The organism is Candidatus Poribacteria bacterium, from assembly GCA_021295715.1.
Classification (GTDB): Bacteria; Poribacteria; WGA-4E; order WGA-4E; family WGA-3G; genus WGA-3G.
The window spans coordinates 10,825-27,140 of the sequence record JAGWBV010000045.1 but is presented as its reverse complement, the minus strand read 5'-3'; the positions used below and the strand labels follow the sequence as shown (position 1 = coordinate 27,140).

At 49.0% G+C, this 16,316-nt stretch carries 16 protein-coding genes; 10 read left to right on the top strand and 6 right to left on the bottom strand.

Annotated elements, in window-relative coordinates; all coding sequences use genetic code 11:
• The first annotated feature begins 25 nt into the window (after positions 1 to 25).
• The 4 genes from J4G07_12625 to J4G07_12610 all read left to right on the top strand — a co-directional run bounded on the left by J4G07_12625 (position 26) and on the right by J4G07_12610 (position 3,587).
• Positions 26 to 808 (top strand): glucose 1-dehydrogenase, encoded by a 783-nt coding sequence (locus tag J4G07_12625; protein MCE2414839.1) that lies wholly within the window; start codon positions 26 to 28, stop codon positions 806 to 808.
• A gap of 1 nt (position 809) precedes the next feature.
• The gene (locus tag J4G07_12620; GenBank protein ID MCE2414838.1) at positions 810 to 1,046 is read left to right on the top strand and encodes a hypothetical protein; all 237 of its coding nucleotides are present in this window, start codon (positions 810 to 812) and stop codon (positions 1,044 to 1,046) included.
• 290 nt (positions 1,047 to 1,336) lie between these two features.
• Entirely contained in the window at positions 1,337 to 2,401 is a 1,065-nt protein-coding gene (locus tag J4G07_12615; GenBank protein ID MCE2414837.1) for a polyprenyl synthetase family protein, read from the top strand.
• Between the two features lie 121 nt (positions 2,402 to 2,522).
• The gene (locus tag J4G07_12610; protein ID MCE2414836.1) at positions 2,523 to 3,587 is read left to right on the top strand and encodes a tagatose 1,6-diphosphate aldolase; all 1,065 of its coding nucleotides are present in this window, start codon (positions 2,523 to 2,525) and stop codon (positions 3,585 to 3,587) included.
• Positions 3,588 to 3,731: 144 nt separating this feature from the next.
• On the opposite strand, the gene J4G07_12605 is transcribed toward J4G07_12610, so the two are convergent.
• Positions 3,732 to 4,211 (bottom strand): hypothetical protein, encoded by a 480-nt coding sequence (locus J4G07_12605; protein MCE2414835.1) that lies wholly within the window; start codon positions 4,209 to 4,211, stop codon positions 3,732 to 3,734.
• Positions 4,212 to 4,430: 219 nt separating this feature from the next.
• Here J4G07_12605 and J4G07_12600 point away from each other — a divergent pair, with 219 nt between their 5' ends.
• The 5 genes from J4G07_12600 to J4G07_12580 all read left to right on the top strand — a co-directional run bounded on the left by J4G07_12600 (position 4,431) and on the right by J4G07_12580 (position 9,008).
• Positions 4,431 to 5,633: an LptF/LptG family permease gene (locus J4G07_12600; GenBank protein ID MCE2414834.1), complete on the top strand. Its 1,203-nt coding sequence runs from the start codon at positions 4,431 to 4,433 to the stop codon at positions 5,631 to 5,633.
• A 49-nt stretch (positions 5,634 to 5,682) separates the two neighbouring features.
• A complete protein-coding gene (locus tag J4G07_12595; GenBank protein ID MCE2414833.1) occupies positions 5,683 to 6,744 on the top strand; it encodes an LptF/LptG family permease in 1,062 nt (353 codons plus the stop codon).
• Between the two features lie 190 nt (positions 6,745 to 6,934).
• Positions 6,935 to 7,396 (top strand): isoprenylcysteine carboxylmethyltransferase family protein, encoded by a 462-nt coding sequence (locus tag J4G07_12590; GenBank protein MCE2414832.1) that lies wholly within the window; start codon positions 6,935 to 6,937, stop codon positions 7,394 to 7,396.
• Positions 7,397 to 7,463: 67 nt separating this feature from the next.
• Positions 7,464 to 8,141 (top strand): hypothetical protein, encoded by a 678-nt coding sequence (locus J4G07_12585; protein MCE2414831.1) that lies wholly within the window; start codon positions 7,464 to 7,466, stop codon positions 8,139 to 8,141.
• A gap of 177 nt (positions 8,142 to 8,318) precedes the next feature.
• Positions 8,319 to 9,008, top strand: coding sequence for a hypothetical protein (locus J4G07_12580; GenBank protein ID MCE2414830.1), 690 nt, complete (start codon positions 8,319 to 8,321; stop codon positions 9,006 to 9,008).
• A gap of 193 nt (positions 9,009 to 9,201) precedes the next feature.
• Here J4G07_12580 and J4G07_12575 read toward each other — a convergent pair whose 3' ends face one another.
• The 4 genes from J4G07_12575 to ggt form a co-directional block, all read right to left on the bottom strand.
• Entirely contained in the window at positions 9,202 to 10,149 is a 948-nt protein-coding gene (locus tag J4G07_12575; GenBank protein MCE2414829.1) for an NAD(P)-dependent oxidoreductase, read from the bottom strand.
• Positions 10,150 to 10,212: 63 nt separating this feature from the next.
• Positions 10,213 to 10,539 (bottom strand): Rieske (2Fe-2S) protein, encoded by a 327-nt coding sequence (locus tag J4G07_12570; GenBank protein MCE2414828.1) that lies wholly within the window; start codon positions 10,537 to 10,539, stop codon positions 10,213 to 10,215.
• 199 nt (positions 10,540 to 10,738) lie between these two features.
• Positions 10,739 to 11,527, bottom strand: a complete 789-nt coding sequence (locus tag J4G07_12565) for an SDR family oxidoreductase (protein MCE2414827.1) — start codon at positions 11,525 to 11,527, stop codon at positions 10,739 to 10,741.
• Between the two features lie 15 nt (positions 11,528 to 11,542).
• On the bottom strand, positions 11,543 to 13,144 hold the full coding sequence (ggt, locus tag J4G07_12560; GenBank protein MCE2414826.1) for a gamma-glutamyltransferase: 1,602 nt from the start codon (positions 13,142 to 13,144) through the stop codon (positions 11,543 to 11,545).
• 449 nt (positions 13,145 to 13,593) lie between these two features.
• Between ggt and J4G07_12555 the strand changes: the two genes are divergently transcribed.
• Positions 13,594 to 16,143 (top strand): peptidase M14 family protein, encoded by a 2,550-nt coding sequence (locus J4G07_12555; protein MCE2414825.1) that lies wholly within the window; start codon positions 13,594 to 13,596, stop codon positions 16,141 to 16,143.
• On the opposite strand, the gene J4G07_12550 is transcribed toward J4G07_12555, so the two are convergent.
• Positions 16,124 to 16,316 (bottom strand): hypothetical protein (locus J4G07_12550; GenBank protein ID MCE2414824.1); only part of this gene is annotated, 193 nt, incomplete at its 5' end. The two genes, J4G07_12555 and J4G07_12550, sit on opposite strands and share 20 nt — an antisense overlap.

Here is a 16,316-nt window from a genome sequence, read left to right as displayed (position 1 = left end):
CATGAATCAAAAATCTGCTACAGGGATCGTTGGACAATTTCGATTGGACGGTAAGGTAAGCCTCGTCACTGGGGCGAGTCGCGGTATTGGACTCGCGATGGCAGAAGGACTTGCGGGTGCAGGTTCAGATCTCGTCGTTGTCGGTCGGGAGATAGAAACATTGACCCCCGTCGCTGAACGCATTGCCGGTGAAACCGGTAGAAATGTCCTCCCTATTCAGGCGGATGTCAGCAATCTTGCAGAAATTGACGCACTCGTCGCACAGACTGTCGAGACTTTGGGGCGACTTGATGTTCTCGTTAACAACGCTGGGGTCAATATACGCAACCCCGCATTGGAATTTACCGAGGCGGATTGGGACTTCGTTACGGATGTTAATCTGAAGGGTGCGTTTTTTCTCGCAAAAGCCTGTGGTGACGTCATGCAGCGACAAAAGTCGGGGAAGGTCATCAACACGTTATCGCTCACCTCAGCGATCGGACTCCCGACGAGTGTCGCCTATACAGCGGCGAAGGGGGGACTCCTCCAATTGACAAAACTCCTCGCCGTAGAATGGGCGGAACACAACATTCAGGTCAACGGCATCGCGCCCGGCTTCATCCGAACCGAGATGACTGCCCCCGCACAAGAGGACAGCCGAAACCGATGGATTCTCAATCGTACCCCTGCCGAGCGATGGGGCGAACCTGAAGACCTCGCAGGCTTAACAATTTTCTTCGCTTCTAACGCCGCTGACTTTGTTACCGGGCAAATGGTTTTCGTTGATGGTGGATTCATGGCAGGGAGTGACTGGAGGCGACAGTCCTAAAATGCAAAAAGATCCCCACACGGTGCAAGCCGAAAGTTCCGCTGCATTGGTAGAGGTCAAACAGATCCTGAGCGAATTCGAGCTTGAAGACGTTTCACTCTTTGACCATGCACCTGTTTTACGGATACAGGTCTCGGAAGCACAATTTACGCGTGCCCTCCAATTGCGAGAAACCTTAGTCGATCGAATAAAACCCTTGGGATACCGATTCATCGCACTCGATTTAGATGAATTGTAGCGTCTAAGAGGGAAAACAAAAGTGGACCTACGGATCCTGTGTGACTGAGCTATTCAGTTCTACCCTCCTGAAAATTCTCTAATCCTGTAAATCCTGATTCAGACAATCGGCAAATATTTTACACATTCTGTCCAACAAAAATTTGATTTTCACCCCTCAATGTGTTATAATTTTAAAGCAAAACTTGCGAACCAATGCTCGATAAAACTTGATGTTCGTGCTCAGAGACCCAGCGAAATCATGGGAGGGCTGAGTGAGATAAAAAGATGGCGAAAAACATAAGGAAACACATGCAGAAAACTGCACAAGAACCTTCACCAACAAAGCATCTTGTCGCAACATACCTCAGCGATGTCAAAAGTAAGGTTGATGCCTGTATTTTTGACTTTCTCCCGACTACACACAAGCACCCGGATGTCCATCAGTTGTACCAAATGATGTTAGACTACCCGCGCCGCGCCGCGAAGGGGTTGCGTCCCGCGCTCTGCATGCTCATGTGTGAGGCGTTCGGCGGAGATACACAGCGCGCCGTTAACACTGCTGCCTCACTTGAACTCCTCCAGAATTGGCTCCTGATTCACGACGATATTGAAGATGGTTCCGAACTTCGAAGAGGCGAACCGTGTCTCCATCAAAAACACGGGATCCCTATGGCTATCAACGTTGGGGACGCTCTCCATTGCAAGATGTGGGAGATGCTTCACCGAAACACTGAGATCCTCGGACATCAACTCGCCTTCCGCATTTTATCTGAATTCATACAACTTAGCAACCAAGTCGTTGAAGGACAGCACATTGAATTGAGTTGGGTTAACGATAACCGCTGGGATCTCGATGAAGATGACTACTTAACGATGTGCATACAGAAAACCGCATGGTATACCTGTATCACACCGTGTCGAGTTGGCGCAATCATCGGTGACGCAAGTGAAACAGAAATAGATGGACTCGTAGAACTCGGCAAAGAAATCGGCATCGCCTTTCAAATTCAGGACGATGTTCTGAACCTAATCGGTGACGTCGGTAGGTATGGAAAAGAGATTGCTGGGGATATTAGTGAAGGCAAGCGGACCCTCGTTCTTATTCATCTTATTAATGCTTGCAGTTCGGCTGAAGCCCGACATGTAATTGACATCATGGCGCGTCCTCGTGATGAGAAAACCGAGGCTGAAGTCGAGAGCGTGCTCCACTTAATGCAAAAATATAAATCTATTGCTTATGCCCAACAGCGGTCTCAAGCACTCTTGCAAGAAGCCGCTGGACGGTTTCAGAACAATTTTGCCCATCTCCCTGATGGACGGGCAAAGCAGTTGTTTTTCTCTCTAATCCGTTTTTTCGTTGAACGTGAATATTAAATAGTCTTCAGAAGTCAGCAATCAGCAGTCGGTAACAGGAGGAAACCTGTGTTAAACGAAAACCTCTTAGAACTGATCGCTGAAGGCTGATAGCCGACAGCCACCAAAAAAGGAGAAGTAAATGAACGATATTTCCTCTGGTAAATTGCGGGGTATCATGAAACTCGCTGATGCGAATGGTCGCTTTAAAATGATGGCGATTGACCAGCGGGGTTCCATGGTACAGGCACTCGCAGATGCGCTTAACAAGGACAATACTGAAGTCCAATACGAAGATGTTGCAGCTCTGAAAACTCTCATTACGCGAATCCTTTCTCCAAATTCAACAGCGGTTCTGACCGACCCAATTTACGGACACCCCTACTCTATTACCGAGATTCCACGGGATGTCGCATTGCTGTTAGCCTATGAAGAATCGGGTTATGTCAGCGAAGGCGTTGCTGAGAACGAACGTCTCTCCAATCCGATTGCAAACTGGAGCATCGCCAAGGCACAGCGTGCCGGGGCAGATGCCATTAAACTCCTCGCCTATTACCACCCTGATGCCTCTGCTGATACCCTCGAACACCAGCACGCCTTTGTGCGGCATGTCGGGGACGAATGCGAAAAGCAGGATTTGCCGTTTTTATTAGAATTAGTCAGTTATGCGCTTGAAGGCACGACAAAGAGTGTCGCCTTCGCCAAACAGAAACCCGACCTTGTGATTCGGAGCGTTGAAGAGTTCATCGATCCCAGTTACAAAGTTGACATTCTCAAGTTAGAATTTCCTGCTGATCTGAAATATACCGCAGATTATAGAGACGCCAGTTTTTATGCAGGGGAGTCAGCGTATGGACTCGCTGAAGTCAAAGAAATCTGCCAAAAGTTAGATGAAGCCTCGACACTGCCGTGGGTCATTTTGAGTGCCGGCGTGGATATTGAGGAATTCATTGAGAACGTTGACCTTGCAACCGGTGCTGGGGCAAGTGGTTTCCTCTGCGGAAGAGCCATCTGGAAAGATGCTGTCCAATATTATCCTGACACTGGAGCAGTTCAGCAGTTCTTAGAGAACGAGGCAACGATGAACTTCAGGAACGCAAACGCTGCAGCGGAAAACGCGTTACCGTGGTTTGAGCATCGCCAGTTTGGCGGTGTGGAAAACGTGCAAATTGCCAAACAATCCGAAACGTGGTATCAAGACTACTAATTTTACCTTGCGGGGGAACGGCGTCGGGTAAGACTATCGCGCACTTTTCTTAAACCTGAAGAAACACCCCGCGGAATGCCACACGCGCATTCCGTGTTGATTCGCAAAAACCCCTCCACTACGTTATAGGCTACGGTTATCCGGTTACCGTTTTGACCGCAGCGCGACCTGAATTTTTTTGGAAATCTTTTTGGCGATCTGGAGGGTTGTTTCCTCGGGAATCTGCCCTCCTATTTCGGCGACCAGCACGACGATAGTCTCTTCAACGAACAGAAAATTCGCTCCAGCCTGCCACACCACATCACCCAGTCCATGTTTGTCATTCGGTGGCGGTTGATAGATAGAATCGCGTCCACCTAATTTCGGGACGGTCTGTGCTGAGAGCCGAAATCTGCCTTCATCAGCGGCTACGCGTGCTTCATCGTGTGACTCGAAAAACCAGTAATTGATGACAACTTGCTGTGCTGCTGTGTGGTTTAACCACCATCTGTCGCGCCAACCGAGTTGCGCAGTCGGTTGTCTTGGGGCTGTTGGAGAATAGATTTCTTGGGCAGAAGTATGACGCGCGGCTACGTCCGCGAAGTCATCTGTTGTGAGTTGAATGGATTCAAGCGTAAGTTCCATGGTGGTATGATAACATCTTTCATACCGAAATATCAAATTAAAAACAGGGCACGCTCCTACTAACGTATTAAATTATGAAGGTTTTTCCGACACAAATCAACTCATAAAAAAACGGTCAGCAGTCAGAAAGATAGCCATCAGCAATCAGCAAGAGAATTTCACTTCACCAGAAACCTCTTTACTGACGGCTGAAACCCGATGGCTGAAAGCCATAAAGATATGAGAATATTAGCGCGGTATATACTTAAAGAATTTATTCCACCGTTCATCATCGCACTTATCTGTTTTACCCTTATCCTTATCTTCGATGATCTTTTTCGATTAACGAAGCTCTTTGTGCAGAAGGGGATAAGTCCGGTTTACCTTGTTGAGTTGATCATTTATGTGATGCCAGCGACGGTTGTGTTATCTCTTCCCATGGCGGCTTTGGTCGCAATTTTACTTTCGCTCGGAAGACTCTCTACCGATAATGAAATCATCGCGATGAAAGCACACGGCGTCGCTTTCCATCATCTCATGCTTCCGCTTTTAGGCATGGCAGTGGTGCTGAGTATCATTGATCTCGGATTGATGGACTACGCACTACCAAGGGCAAATCTCGCTTACGCGACACTCAAACGCGACATTCAAAGGCACAATCCAACGTTCGTTTTGGAAGAAGCCACCGTTATGAAGGAGTTGGAGAGAGAAGGCAAACTGTGGATGTACGAATCCACGGATGCCAAGAGTGGTCGTATGCTGGAGGTCAAAATATGGGATGGTATCTGGACTGGACGCCCTCGCTTCAGCCACGCCCAAGAGGGCACCCTCAGTTATGAAAATGGCAGAGCCGTGCTCACGCTTTACGATGGACTTACATACGAACCCACAACCGATAATTCAGATGGATTTCGTATCACAAAGTTCCAGCAGCAACAACTCGCACTGCAGTTGACCGAGGATCTGGAGCGTGGGACCCTACAAAACCAGACACCACGATCAATGACAATTGCCCAACTCAAGGGGTTCATCAATAAATTGGAAGCCGCCGTCCCAACCAGTCAAAATCCTGACTACACCGGTAGGAGACTCCGTTTGGCGGAGGTTGAGTATCACAAAAAGTTTTCTATCCCTTTCGCGTGTTTAGCATTCGGATTAATGGGCGTGCCGCTTGGGTTGATGGTCAGACAGGGCGGTAAGATGATTGGGTTTGGTGTCGGCTTAACCGTTATCTTGGTTTACTACTTACTGCTTCAAATCGGTCAAAGTGCTGGTTTGAACGGCATGATATCTCCTGCCCTTGCCATGTGGCTACCCAATATAGCAATTGGTGCGTTCGGTGTTTTTCTGAGTATCCGTGTGATAGGCGAGGGGACGCTGCGGACGTGGCGCGCCCGAGACAGTAAACTCCCGCTTGTCGTCAATAGGAAAGTCGAATCATAACCGATACATTCACAGATGCCATGACTCATCCGCAAGGTCTAATTAAAAATTGAATATTTTAGATCGATACCTGCTTCGCGAATACCTGAAAGCCTTTTTTGTCGGGCTTCTGTTTTTTATCGCACTGATTATTATCGTGCGTCTGCTGGATAAGGACATCAAAAAATTTGATGATGATGTCGCTTATATAACGGCTGTTAAAATCGTTCTCTACCAAGCACCACGGCGGATTATGGAGGTCGTCCCCGTTGCCGCATTTGTCGCTATCTTTTTTGTGCTCGGTAGGATGGTCCAAACCAGTGAATTCACTGCTATGAAGGCGGGGGGGCTGAGTGTTTACCGGCTCCTCGTTCCTATTTTGATTGTAACACTCGTTATTTGTGGACTCTTCGCGCTGTTTTATAACCGGGTCGCAGCACCTGCCTTTCATGAAGCGCATCTCTTGCAAAATAACGTTAGACCGCGCCGCGGCAGGAACATCGTCTTCAAAGGTAAAGGCGACCGTATCTTTTACTCACAGCGGATTGCTTTGGACGCACGTAAAATCCAACAACTCACTATCTATGAACATGATACTGAGGGGAAACTCGCTCGCGTAACGTTCGCGGAGTCAGCGGAGTGGACATCTACCCAATGGCACTTAACGGACGGATACATTCGCCACTTTGAAAAAGGGATCGAGGTTGGTTATGAAGCTTTCGATACACATGCGATAGCGCGGCATGAGGATCCTACCCGTTTTATCGGGAGTGAAAAGGATACCAGGGCGATGACAATTGAAGAACTTCGCCAACAGATTGCCTATAAACAGGAAGCCGGACAGATTTCGCGTAAGGAGCAGGTAAAGTTGTATCACAAAACGGCGTATCCGTTCGCAGCTGTCGTTGTTGTTATGCTTGGCGCGCCTATCGCTATCCGTTTTGGGAGAGCAGGTTTCTTCGCGGGTTTGGTGATGGCTTTCTTCCTCTCTTTTATCTATTGGGCACTCTCTTTCGCAACGCTTGAAGGATTGAGTGAAAGTGGCAAACTCCATCCGTTTCTCGCATGTTGGGGAGCGAACATCCTCTATGCTGTTGTTGGCGGTGTCATGATCTGGCGCACACCGAAATAAAATGTAGGAACATGGAGGGCGGATATACGGAGAGGGATATAAAAGTTCAAACCTACTTCACCGAACCGCAAGGAAAATTAGAAAAATTGGCAACCTCTTTTTCAAGATCCGTAGTTTCACGCCGATTCCCTTTATCCTCGCTCTCTGCTATTTTGCTGAACCTGTCTGGTACACCGTAGTCATTGGGGCATTGTTCATTGCTACAGGTGAATTTCTCAGGATATGGGCAGTCGGATATGCCGGAGCATCCACCCGTGCCAGAACGCTCGGTGCAGCGCGTGATCTCGTCACAACAGGTCCCTATCGTTACGTCCGAAATCCGCTCTATATCGGTAATTTCCTGCTCAGTCTTGGCGTCTGTTTTGTCGCGAATGTGTATTGGCTCGTGGCAGTGTTAATGGTTGGCTATCTCTTGCAATACCTACCGATTATTGTCGTGGAGGAGTCGTGTCTGATGGAATCCTGTGGTCAGGTCTATCAGACATACCGAGAACGAGTACCCCGCTTTATTCCTCAATTTCCTCCGTATCCCTACCCATCTCGCCATGATTTTTCTTGGACACGCGCCTTCAAAAGCGAAAGGCGGACTTTAACAGCGATCGTCTGTGTCATTGGATTGATTTTCGCGAGGCAACTTGTCGACCTATTATAAGTCTATCGCTGTTCCCTGGTCAAGGTAGGTGCGGTTTCCGACGACCCCAATTTGGAGGAGACGGATAATGTTTGGCAAAACTGCAAATACCTCACAAGTAACATGGAAAACAATACTGGTAAATCCGTTGATTTTTGGGACTATGGCAGTTCCTTCGGATAGCGACAGCGCACTCCTATTGATTTGTACTGGTGTTATCGTTGCTGCTTCAGGAGTAATGCCACTCGGTATTCCGCGCGTGACTGTTTCCGTATCTATTGCTTGTGGTATTATGTTTGCCTTGGGGTGTGGTATAGGGGCATTAGGGTTGGCTAACATATTGGAGCGTCAGTTCCCCAATTTTCCAACTGTCAGTCAGGAGGAATGGATCCAGTGGTTACCTTCAGCTTTTGAGAATCTGGCAATTTTGGTATGGCTTTTCGTTGTTCTGCACATATCTCCCGTAACCCGTTCCTTGTTTATAAGTGCAGTTTTCGTTGCTGCTGCGGCTGGATATGCGTTCACTGCTGATGCTCTTGCGATAAGAGAAGCACTCGTGTTCGGGGTGACACGCGAAGTTACAGACTGGGAAGAAGGAGCGGAGTTTCTTTTGGATGGTTGTGCGTTATCCGTCTGGGCACGTCTTATCATCAGAAAATTAGCCTCTACTTCGGTTGAGGAGTTCCTTGCAAAGTGTGCTTTATTTGTTGGTGTCATGTTCATATTAGGGGGAATTGTTCAAATTCTATCGGACATATTTTCATGATGCTGAAACGTATAACAGAGGTAGAGGCTTCTGGAATTCACAATTTTCTTGACATTATTTTCACAAGAGTGTATCATGAGAAGCGATGATGTTGTTCGACTTTCAGACGTGTGTTTACAAATTGCTGCCTGAATGCCCAGGCGCACAACTTTTCACAAGCAGAAGGAGACGCATCTCATGAAAAAAATGTATTTCTCGCTTATGATGCCCTCCGTCCTCCTGATACTCTTGGTTCTACCCGTTAACATCGCCTCCGCACGAGCGTTTAACAACGATTTCGAGACAGGCGACCTCACGGATTGGGAGACAGACGGAGAGGCATTCGATTTCCAGCCAACTTGGGGAGATAACCCAACAGCGCGAAACCGCGGTCAGCCCTCTGAACATCAAGGCGATTGGTGGTTAGGGTTATACGAAAAGTACCAAGGTCCAGATAAAGGGAAAAAACTTGGACAGAATCCAGGGGCAACCCAAGGAGATGGACCCCAAGGCACCCTCACCTCGATCGAGTTCACGATTATCGGAAAGACGATGAATTTCCTCATCGGTGGTGGCAATCATCCGTGGAAGGATGATCCCGCTCCATGTTGTGTGAACCTTGAGATTAACGGAAAAGTCGTTCTCACAGCAACAGGGAAGGCTACCGAAACAATGGCGCGGGTAGAGTGGGATGTCTCCGAATTCCAAGGCAAGACCGCCCAAATTGTTGTTGTAGATAACAATAGCGGCGGATGGGGACACCCGAACTTTGATGATATACATCAAGCCGATTCCAGAGGAAAAAATATCCCGTGGGAACAGGTACTGTCTGTTGATGCCCGCGGGAAGTTAGCTGTTACGTGGGCACAGATGAAAAAGTACTATTAGGTTGAAGGTTGGACAACATTATCTTTCATTCTCTTAGAACTTACGCATGTTGCTCTTTTGTAGCATAACCTGTTAGGTTGTGTCAAGAACCCGTCTGCGTTTTTTAGACGCGCTCTCTTTCAGGACGCGGTCAATACTCAAAATTGCGTAAGTCCTGTTTCTAATAGACGGAGTGCGCTCTGCCCCCTATCAACTATATCTGTGCCAACCCCGCACGCTCTCGGAAGCGATTGAACGTTTTCAGGATTCCTTGTTCCATCGTGTAGTCAGGCGTAAAGCCCATCTCTTCAGCGATAGGCGTTGCGTCGTAGTCCCACGAGATTCCAAATATCCCTGGCTCCAACGTAATCTGTGCATCTGGCACTAAGGTCTTGAGGTATGACACACCGTCTGTGACCGGTCGGATACCGCCCTTCACATTGAAAACGCGTGTCTGCGTTGTTGGACAGGTGCAAGAGACAACAATCGAACGAGAAACATCCTCTACATACTGCCAATCCACTGCATCATCACCAAACGGACAGACATGTGGTTTACCTAATGCCACTGCTTCGATCATTTGCGTCGTGAATGAACTCATGCCGCGGGTCCTACCGACCCCGTAGACCGCAGTAAACCGAAGTCCGATTGAATCCACACCGTAGGCATCGAAATAGTGCATCGCGTATCTTTCGTTGAGCGATTTGCATGCGCCATAGATAAACTTCGGATAGTGTGGCGCGTCGTTGAGAATCTGTTCGTGGTTGTAATCCTCTGGTGCCCCGAAGACGGCAACGCTGCTTGCCCATACAACCCGTTTGAGGTTGAAAATACGCGCCGCTTCCAATATGTTAATCGTCCCCTCGCAAACCACCTTTAGTGCCTCTGGTGGATTCGCATTGCACGCTGGCACTTGCCACGAGGCGAGATGGATGATCCGATCAATTTCATGTTCTTGGAGGGTGCGCAAGATGTGTGGTAGATCGGTAATGTCACCCTGCACAAAAGTGAACCCGTCAAGGTGTTCATCCGTGAGTACCATTTTGGGAATCGTCAGGTCGTAAGCAAAATCGTAAACGACTACCTTTTCACCGGAGGTCAATAGGTCGCGGATGACGTAAGTACCGATGCACCCCATGCCACCGGTGATCAGATATGCCATAAGCTTTCTCCTTCTTTTTAACGGGCGCGATCGGATGACCGCGCCGTTCTATCAGAATAAGTGCTAACTTGCTTGGAGAGGTGTCTCCACATTCACGAGGATATCTTCACCCTCCACTTTGACAGGATAGGTGGGTAGTTTCTCCTCACCGGGCCACACACACTCACCTGTCGTCACATCAAATTCCCACATGTGGAGTGGGCAGGTAACACAGTTGTTATCTAAAAAGCCGTAACTCAAAACCCCACCGAGGTGTGGGCAGATGTTGTTCATGGCGTAATACTCGCCTTTCACATTGTAGATGCCGATGAAAACACCATCGACTTTTACACCGATACATTTACCGGGTTCAATCTGGGCGGTTGTCGCGGCTTTTACAAATTGTGACATAATGTCTCCGTCTTTTCGTGCCTTTTATGAAGCACGAGGTTGAAATTGCATAGGAAAACACTGCTGAATTTTCCGATTTATGTCGTTATTTCTGAAAAGTTTCGGTTATCTGCTGTCGGTTCAACATAGAGTGAACCGTCTGCCACCGAAACCTGCTTACTAAACCACACGAAATTTGTATTGCCTATCCTTAGCGGAATTAGGCATCATCCATTGGATACAGACTACATCCACCGTCTACAAGTAGCACTGTTCCAGTCATATAATCTGCAGCCGTGCTGCACAAAAATAGAAAGGCGTCTGCCACCGAATCAAGCGGTTGCATAACGCCAAGCGGAATCGCTTTCTGCGCACGAGCACGATAGGTTGGATCCGTATCCCACTGTTGTTTCGCAAGTCCAACGCTGACGATCCCGGGGGCGACTGCGTTGGCGCGAATTCCTTTGTCGGCGAGTTCCCGGGCAAAGGAACGCATTAACTGCTTCATTGCAGCCTTGCTTGCGTTATACGGTCCAATCTCAGGCCACGGCACATCAGCGACCCAAGATGTCGTAAAAATAAGTTGTCCTTTAATGCCGTCTTCGAGCATTGAACGGGATGCGGCACTCCCCAATAAAAACGCTGTCCGCACATTGACTGCCATTGTCTCATCCCACTCTTCTGCTTTGTATTCCAACAACGGTTTCGGAATCACCATACCAATATGGCACAAAGCGACGTGGATAGGTCCAAACCGTTCACGAGCAGTATCTACCAGCATATCGGTTTCATCAGTGTCTGTCAGGTCCGCTTTAACATAGTTTATTTTCGATATGTCAATGCCAATCTGACTGAATCGATCTGCTGCCTGTTGATCCAGTAGGAGATCGTTCACCGTTACATTTGCACCGTGCGCCATTAATTTTTTGACGATTCCAAGTCCGATCGCTCCGCACCCGCCGGAAATAATTATATGTCGTCCAGCGAGTGCATCCTTAAGGAAAGCCATTGCCAGATTCTCCTGTTATTTCGCCATTACTTTACCTTCACCGCGCGGGTCGGTGCCCCCGTCGTGGTATGTTCCATCGTCCGAGACGCGAACACCGTGTCCTGGACCTCCGATGCCAGCACTTGGGGTAACTTCGTGTCCGAGTTCTCGTAATGCTGCGAGCACCTCTTCACCGGCGCGAGGTTCGACTTGGATCGGTTCGGCACCATCGGAGTGGAACCGTGGTGCATCCAGTGCCTGCTGCATTGAGACTTGTAAGTCTATAAGACCGACGCTGATGTTAAGTTGGTTGTTCGGGATAGTTCTACCGCCCGGAATACCGTAGGTGGCGAAAGGTTTGCCATCCCGCGTGGCGAGACACGGAGCCATATTGTGAAGTGGACGTTTACCCGGTCCCACTGAGTTCGCAATCCCCGGTCGCGGATCGAAACGTCCGACACCGTGTCCGAAGAGGAGCCCTGTTCCTGGCACTGTCACCATTGAACCGAATCCACCGCCGTGCGTTTGTGTAAGGGATACCATATTCCCGTGTGCATCCGCAGTCGAGATATGACTCGTGCAGTTCATCGGTTCATGATAGACAACCTCTCCCGGTTGCGGCGATTCAAGTCCAGCCTTCAGTTTTTCGCTGAGTGTAGCCGTGAAACTATCGGAGAGTTCCGTTTCGATATCTATATCAACGAAATTTGGGTCACCGAATCGACGAAGTCTTTCGGGCCAGCAGACTTTCATGGCTTCAGCGAATAGATGAAACCTTTCAGAGACGGACATCCCTGCTACATCAAATTCCTCCGCCAATCGGAGCATCTGTAAAGTGGTCAGTCCACCTGCTCCGAGCGGTGCCGTATAGACCGAGTAGTCTCGATACTGAATTTTATAAGGGTGTGTAATGAGAGGGCGGTAGTTCTTGAGGTCATCCACGGTGAGGCATCCGCCTAATTCCTGAATGTAGTTTGCGATCGTTTCGGCGATTGAACCTTCATAGAATGCGGCGTGCCCGCCTTCAGCGACCGCCTCCAAGGTTCGGGCGAGTTCGGGGTTGGTGAGTGTTTCCCCTTTCTTCGGCGGTCTGCCATTTTTGAGAAAGACACGTGCCGTTTCGGGGAAGTCCTGTTTCCAGCGTTCGGCATTTCCTGCTATCCCACCACGGTTTGCAGTGTTCGGAGCATAGCCGTAACGCGCGGAATTGATGGCGGGTCGGAGGACATCCGTGAGTGGCAGGCTCCCGAAATCCTCTAAAGTTAAGCATAAGCCTGCGACGACCCCCGGTATACCTATAGACAAAGGCCCGTGGACGTTTACGCGTCCCGGCACCCGGTACCCCGCAACTGCATCTGGTGCGTCTTCAATCGTAAACATAGTCTCAGAAGCAGCAGCCGGTGCTGCAGTGTTGTAGTCTATGGCGATGACATCTTGCGTTTTCTTGCGATAGATAAGAACACAACCTCCGTAGCCCGCGATACCGTTGTGCGAAGGCTCTACAACCCCTTCCGCAAACGCTGCCGCAACAGCTGCATCAACGGCGTTTCCACCCGCAAGGAGCATTTCAAACCCCGCTTGCGCTGTGCGAGGGTGTGGTCCAGCGACAGTCCCATATTCCCGTTTGTGTAAATTCACAAGTTTTTCCTTTCGCTGAAGGCTAATACGCGAGATTCTAAAAGTTTTTTACAGAATTGTCAAGTATTTCAAGCAGTGGAGAACTTTTTTGACATATTATAGTAAAATTCTATATTTAAGGGGACATTTTTGCTGTAGGTGTGATTATGATACCATTTCTGATTGAAATTGTAGCATAAACTTTTAGTATGTGCTTTCTTGTAGCATAGCCTGTTAGGCTGGGCACTCAGGTGCGGTTAATGCAATATAAACTTTTAGAAATGGTGTAAGTTCTATTACAGAGCCATTCAATTATCACGAACCATTTTTGTGGGAGGGGTTTGTAACCCCGATTCTTGCGAAAACTAAATGGCTCTGGGTTCTATTAGAATTTCTGTTCAGTTTTTCAAGCAATCATGATACAATCTGGAGGCAAGCATTTTCAAACACCAACCATCGAAAGAGGGAACATGATGAACAATCAAGTGACATCCCCCGAAGCATTCTTTGGATTCCAACTCGGTTCTGACCGTAAGATCGCCCCTTGGGACGAGATCGTTGCGTACTTGCGGCTATTAGAGCAGGAGAGCGACTGCCTGCAAGTCGTTGATATGGGTCCCTCCACAGAGGGGAACCCGTTTCTGTTAGCCTACATCTCATCCCCGCAAAATCTGGCGAATTTAGCACATCAACAAGCGGTCAATGCCCAAATAAGCGACCCTCGTGGACTCTCGGAGGACGCGGTGAAGTCCTTGATTAGCGACGGAAAGGTAGTAATCTGTCAGTCAATGGGTATTCACGCCACGGAGATCGGAAGCACACAGATGGCTTCGGAACTCACCTACGACCTGATAACCCGAACGGATGCGGAAACCCAACGTATTCTCGATAACGTGGTTTTCCTGATGTTTCCCTGCCTGAACCCAGACGGGCTGATGATCACAACGGAGTGGTACAACGAATATCTCGATACCGAATACGAGGGCTGTGCGCTGCCGTGGCTTTATCATAAATATGCCGGGCACGACAACAATCGTGACGCCTTTATGTTGAATCTGGTCGAATCGCAATATGTCGCACGAATTCTATTTCAGGAGTGGCACCCACAAGTGTTCCAAGACCACCACGAGATGGGGAGTTACGGGGCACGCCTGTATGTCGCTCCTTATTGTGAACCGATTCACCCCCACGCCGATCCACTCGTCTGGCGGGAAATGAGTTGGTACGGGGCGCACATGGCATACAGACTCGAGGAAGCAGGGAAGACAGGCGTCCTGAATGCCGCACAATTCCCAGCGTGGAGTCACCTCGGCTTCCACTGGATGGGAAATTATCACAACATCGCCAGCATCTTGACCGAATCAGCGCACACAAAGTTGGCGACACCCTTATATATCCACAAAGGGCAATTACAAGCCCAAGGGGACCGACTCAGAGCGTTTCCGCATTATAAACCGCAAACCAATTTTCCGCATCCGTGGATGGGCGGGTGGTGGCGATTACGCGACATCGTCGACCAACAGAAGATCGCAGCGTGGGGATTGCTCGATTTAGCCGCACGGCACAAGGATACCATCCTATCGAACGCATATCTGAAAGCGAAGCGACAGACAGCCCGGGGCGCGGCGGGTTCCCCGAGCGCATATCTCATTCGTCCGATACAGCATGATGCCTTGACTGTTGTGGATCTGATTAATAAACTACTCGCCCAAGGCATTGACATCCAGAAAACAACGCAAGCCTTTACCGCCAATGATGTAACCTATCCAGCGGGGACATACGCCATTTTCCTCAATCAACCGAAAATGGCGGTCATTAAAACCTTGCTCGGACAGACCTTTTTCCCTGATGATGCTTGGACACGCACCCCGGATGGCGTGCCAAATCGCCCGTATGATACGGCGACAGACACAATCGCGGAGTTTATGGGTGTGAATGTCGAACCTGTCGACGCTTTTGTGTGCGATGACGCTGTTTTCGATCTGATTACAGCGCCCGAACAGCCCACTGGACAGTTGGTTGGCGAATCAGAATTTGGCTATATCTTTGATGGGCGACTCAACGAAAGCTACAGGCTCGTCAACCACTTGCTGGCGCGGAACATCCCAGTCATACGGGTTGATGAGACCGTCGAAGTTGGTGATACGCAATTTCCGCCCGGGGCGTTTGGAGTCCTCGCTGAATCGAAAGATGCACTTGAGGGACTCACGCTCGATTCCGGGGTCACGTTCCATGCCTTGGAACAGGAACTCTCGGTCCCCTGGCATGATGTCCAACAATTGCGCATCGGTATGTACCAGCGATACCACGGCGGTAATATGGATGAAGGTTGGACGCGATTGGTCCTTGAGCAGTTCGGATTCCCCTATCAGACGTTGAAAGACGACGACATCACGGGCGGCGATCTGAACCAGGAACTTGACGTTTTCATACTCCCCAGTGACGCAACCAACAGGATCGTCGGCAAAGCGGAAAAGGACGAAGTTGACAAAGATGAATCGAAGGAGTTTGACGTTCCGCCATCCTATCGAAGCGGCATTGGTAAGGAAGGTGTCAAAGCGATTAAGCAGTTCGTCGAAGAAGGAGGAACGCTACTTGCCCTTAACGAGGCGTGTGAGTTTGCGATTGAGAAATTGGATTTGCAGGTCAGCAATACCCTTAAAGGGAAGTCGTCGAAGTCGTTCTTTTGTCCCGGCTCGACATTGAAAGCGGTTGTTGACACAAATCACCCGCTCGGATACGGCATGCCTGATGAAACGCTCATACTGTTCTGGGATAGCCCCGCATTCAAGATTCAACACTCACGCTTCAGCGAAAGATACGAACTTATTGTTCAATATCCAGAAAGGGCTATCTTACAAAGCGGTTGGCTTATCGGCGAGGAGCATCTCGCGGAACAAGCAGCTATGGTCTCGGCGCAATATGGTGCCGGACGTGTCATCCTTTACGGATTTCGACCGCAGTTCCGGGCACAAACCCGTGGGACGTTTAAGCTGTTTTTTAATACGCTCCTGGGTTAGGTTCTAATAACCGAGAATCTCTAAAATTACCATAGATGCCTCTGGAGTTTAATTTGACTTGCTGTCCGTAACTGTGTATAATACTAAAGTAGCGTGAGTTTGATAGTATTGTCAGTTGGGTTGAAGGGATTTTCCCTGTAGGGGCAGTCCCTTGTGGCTGCCCACATCCATCA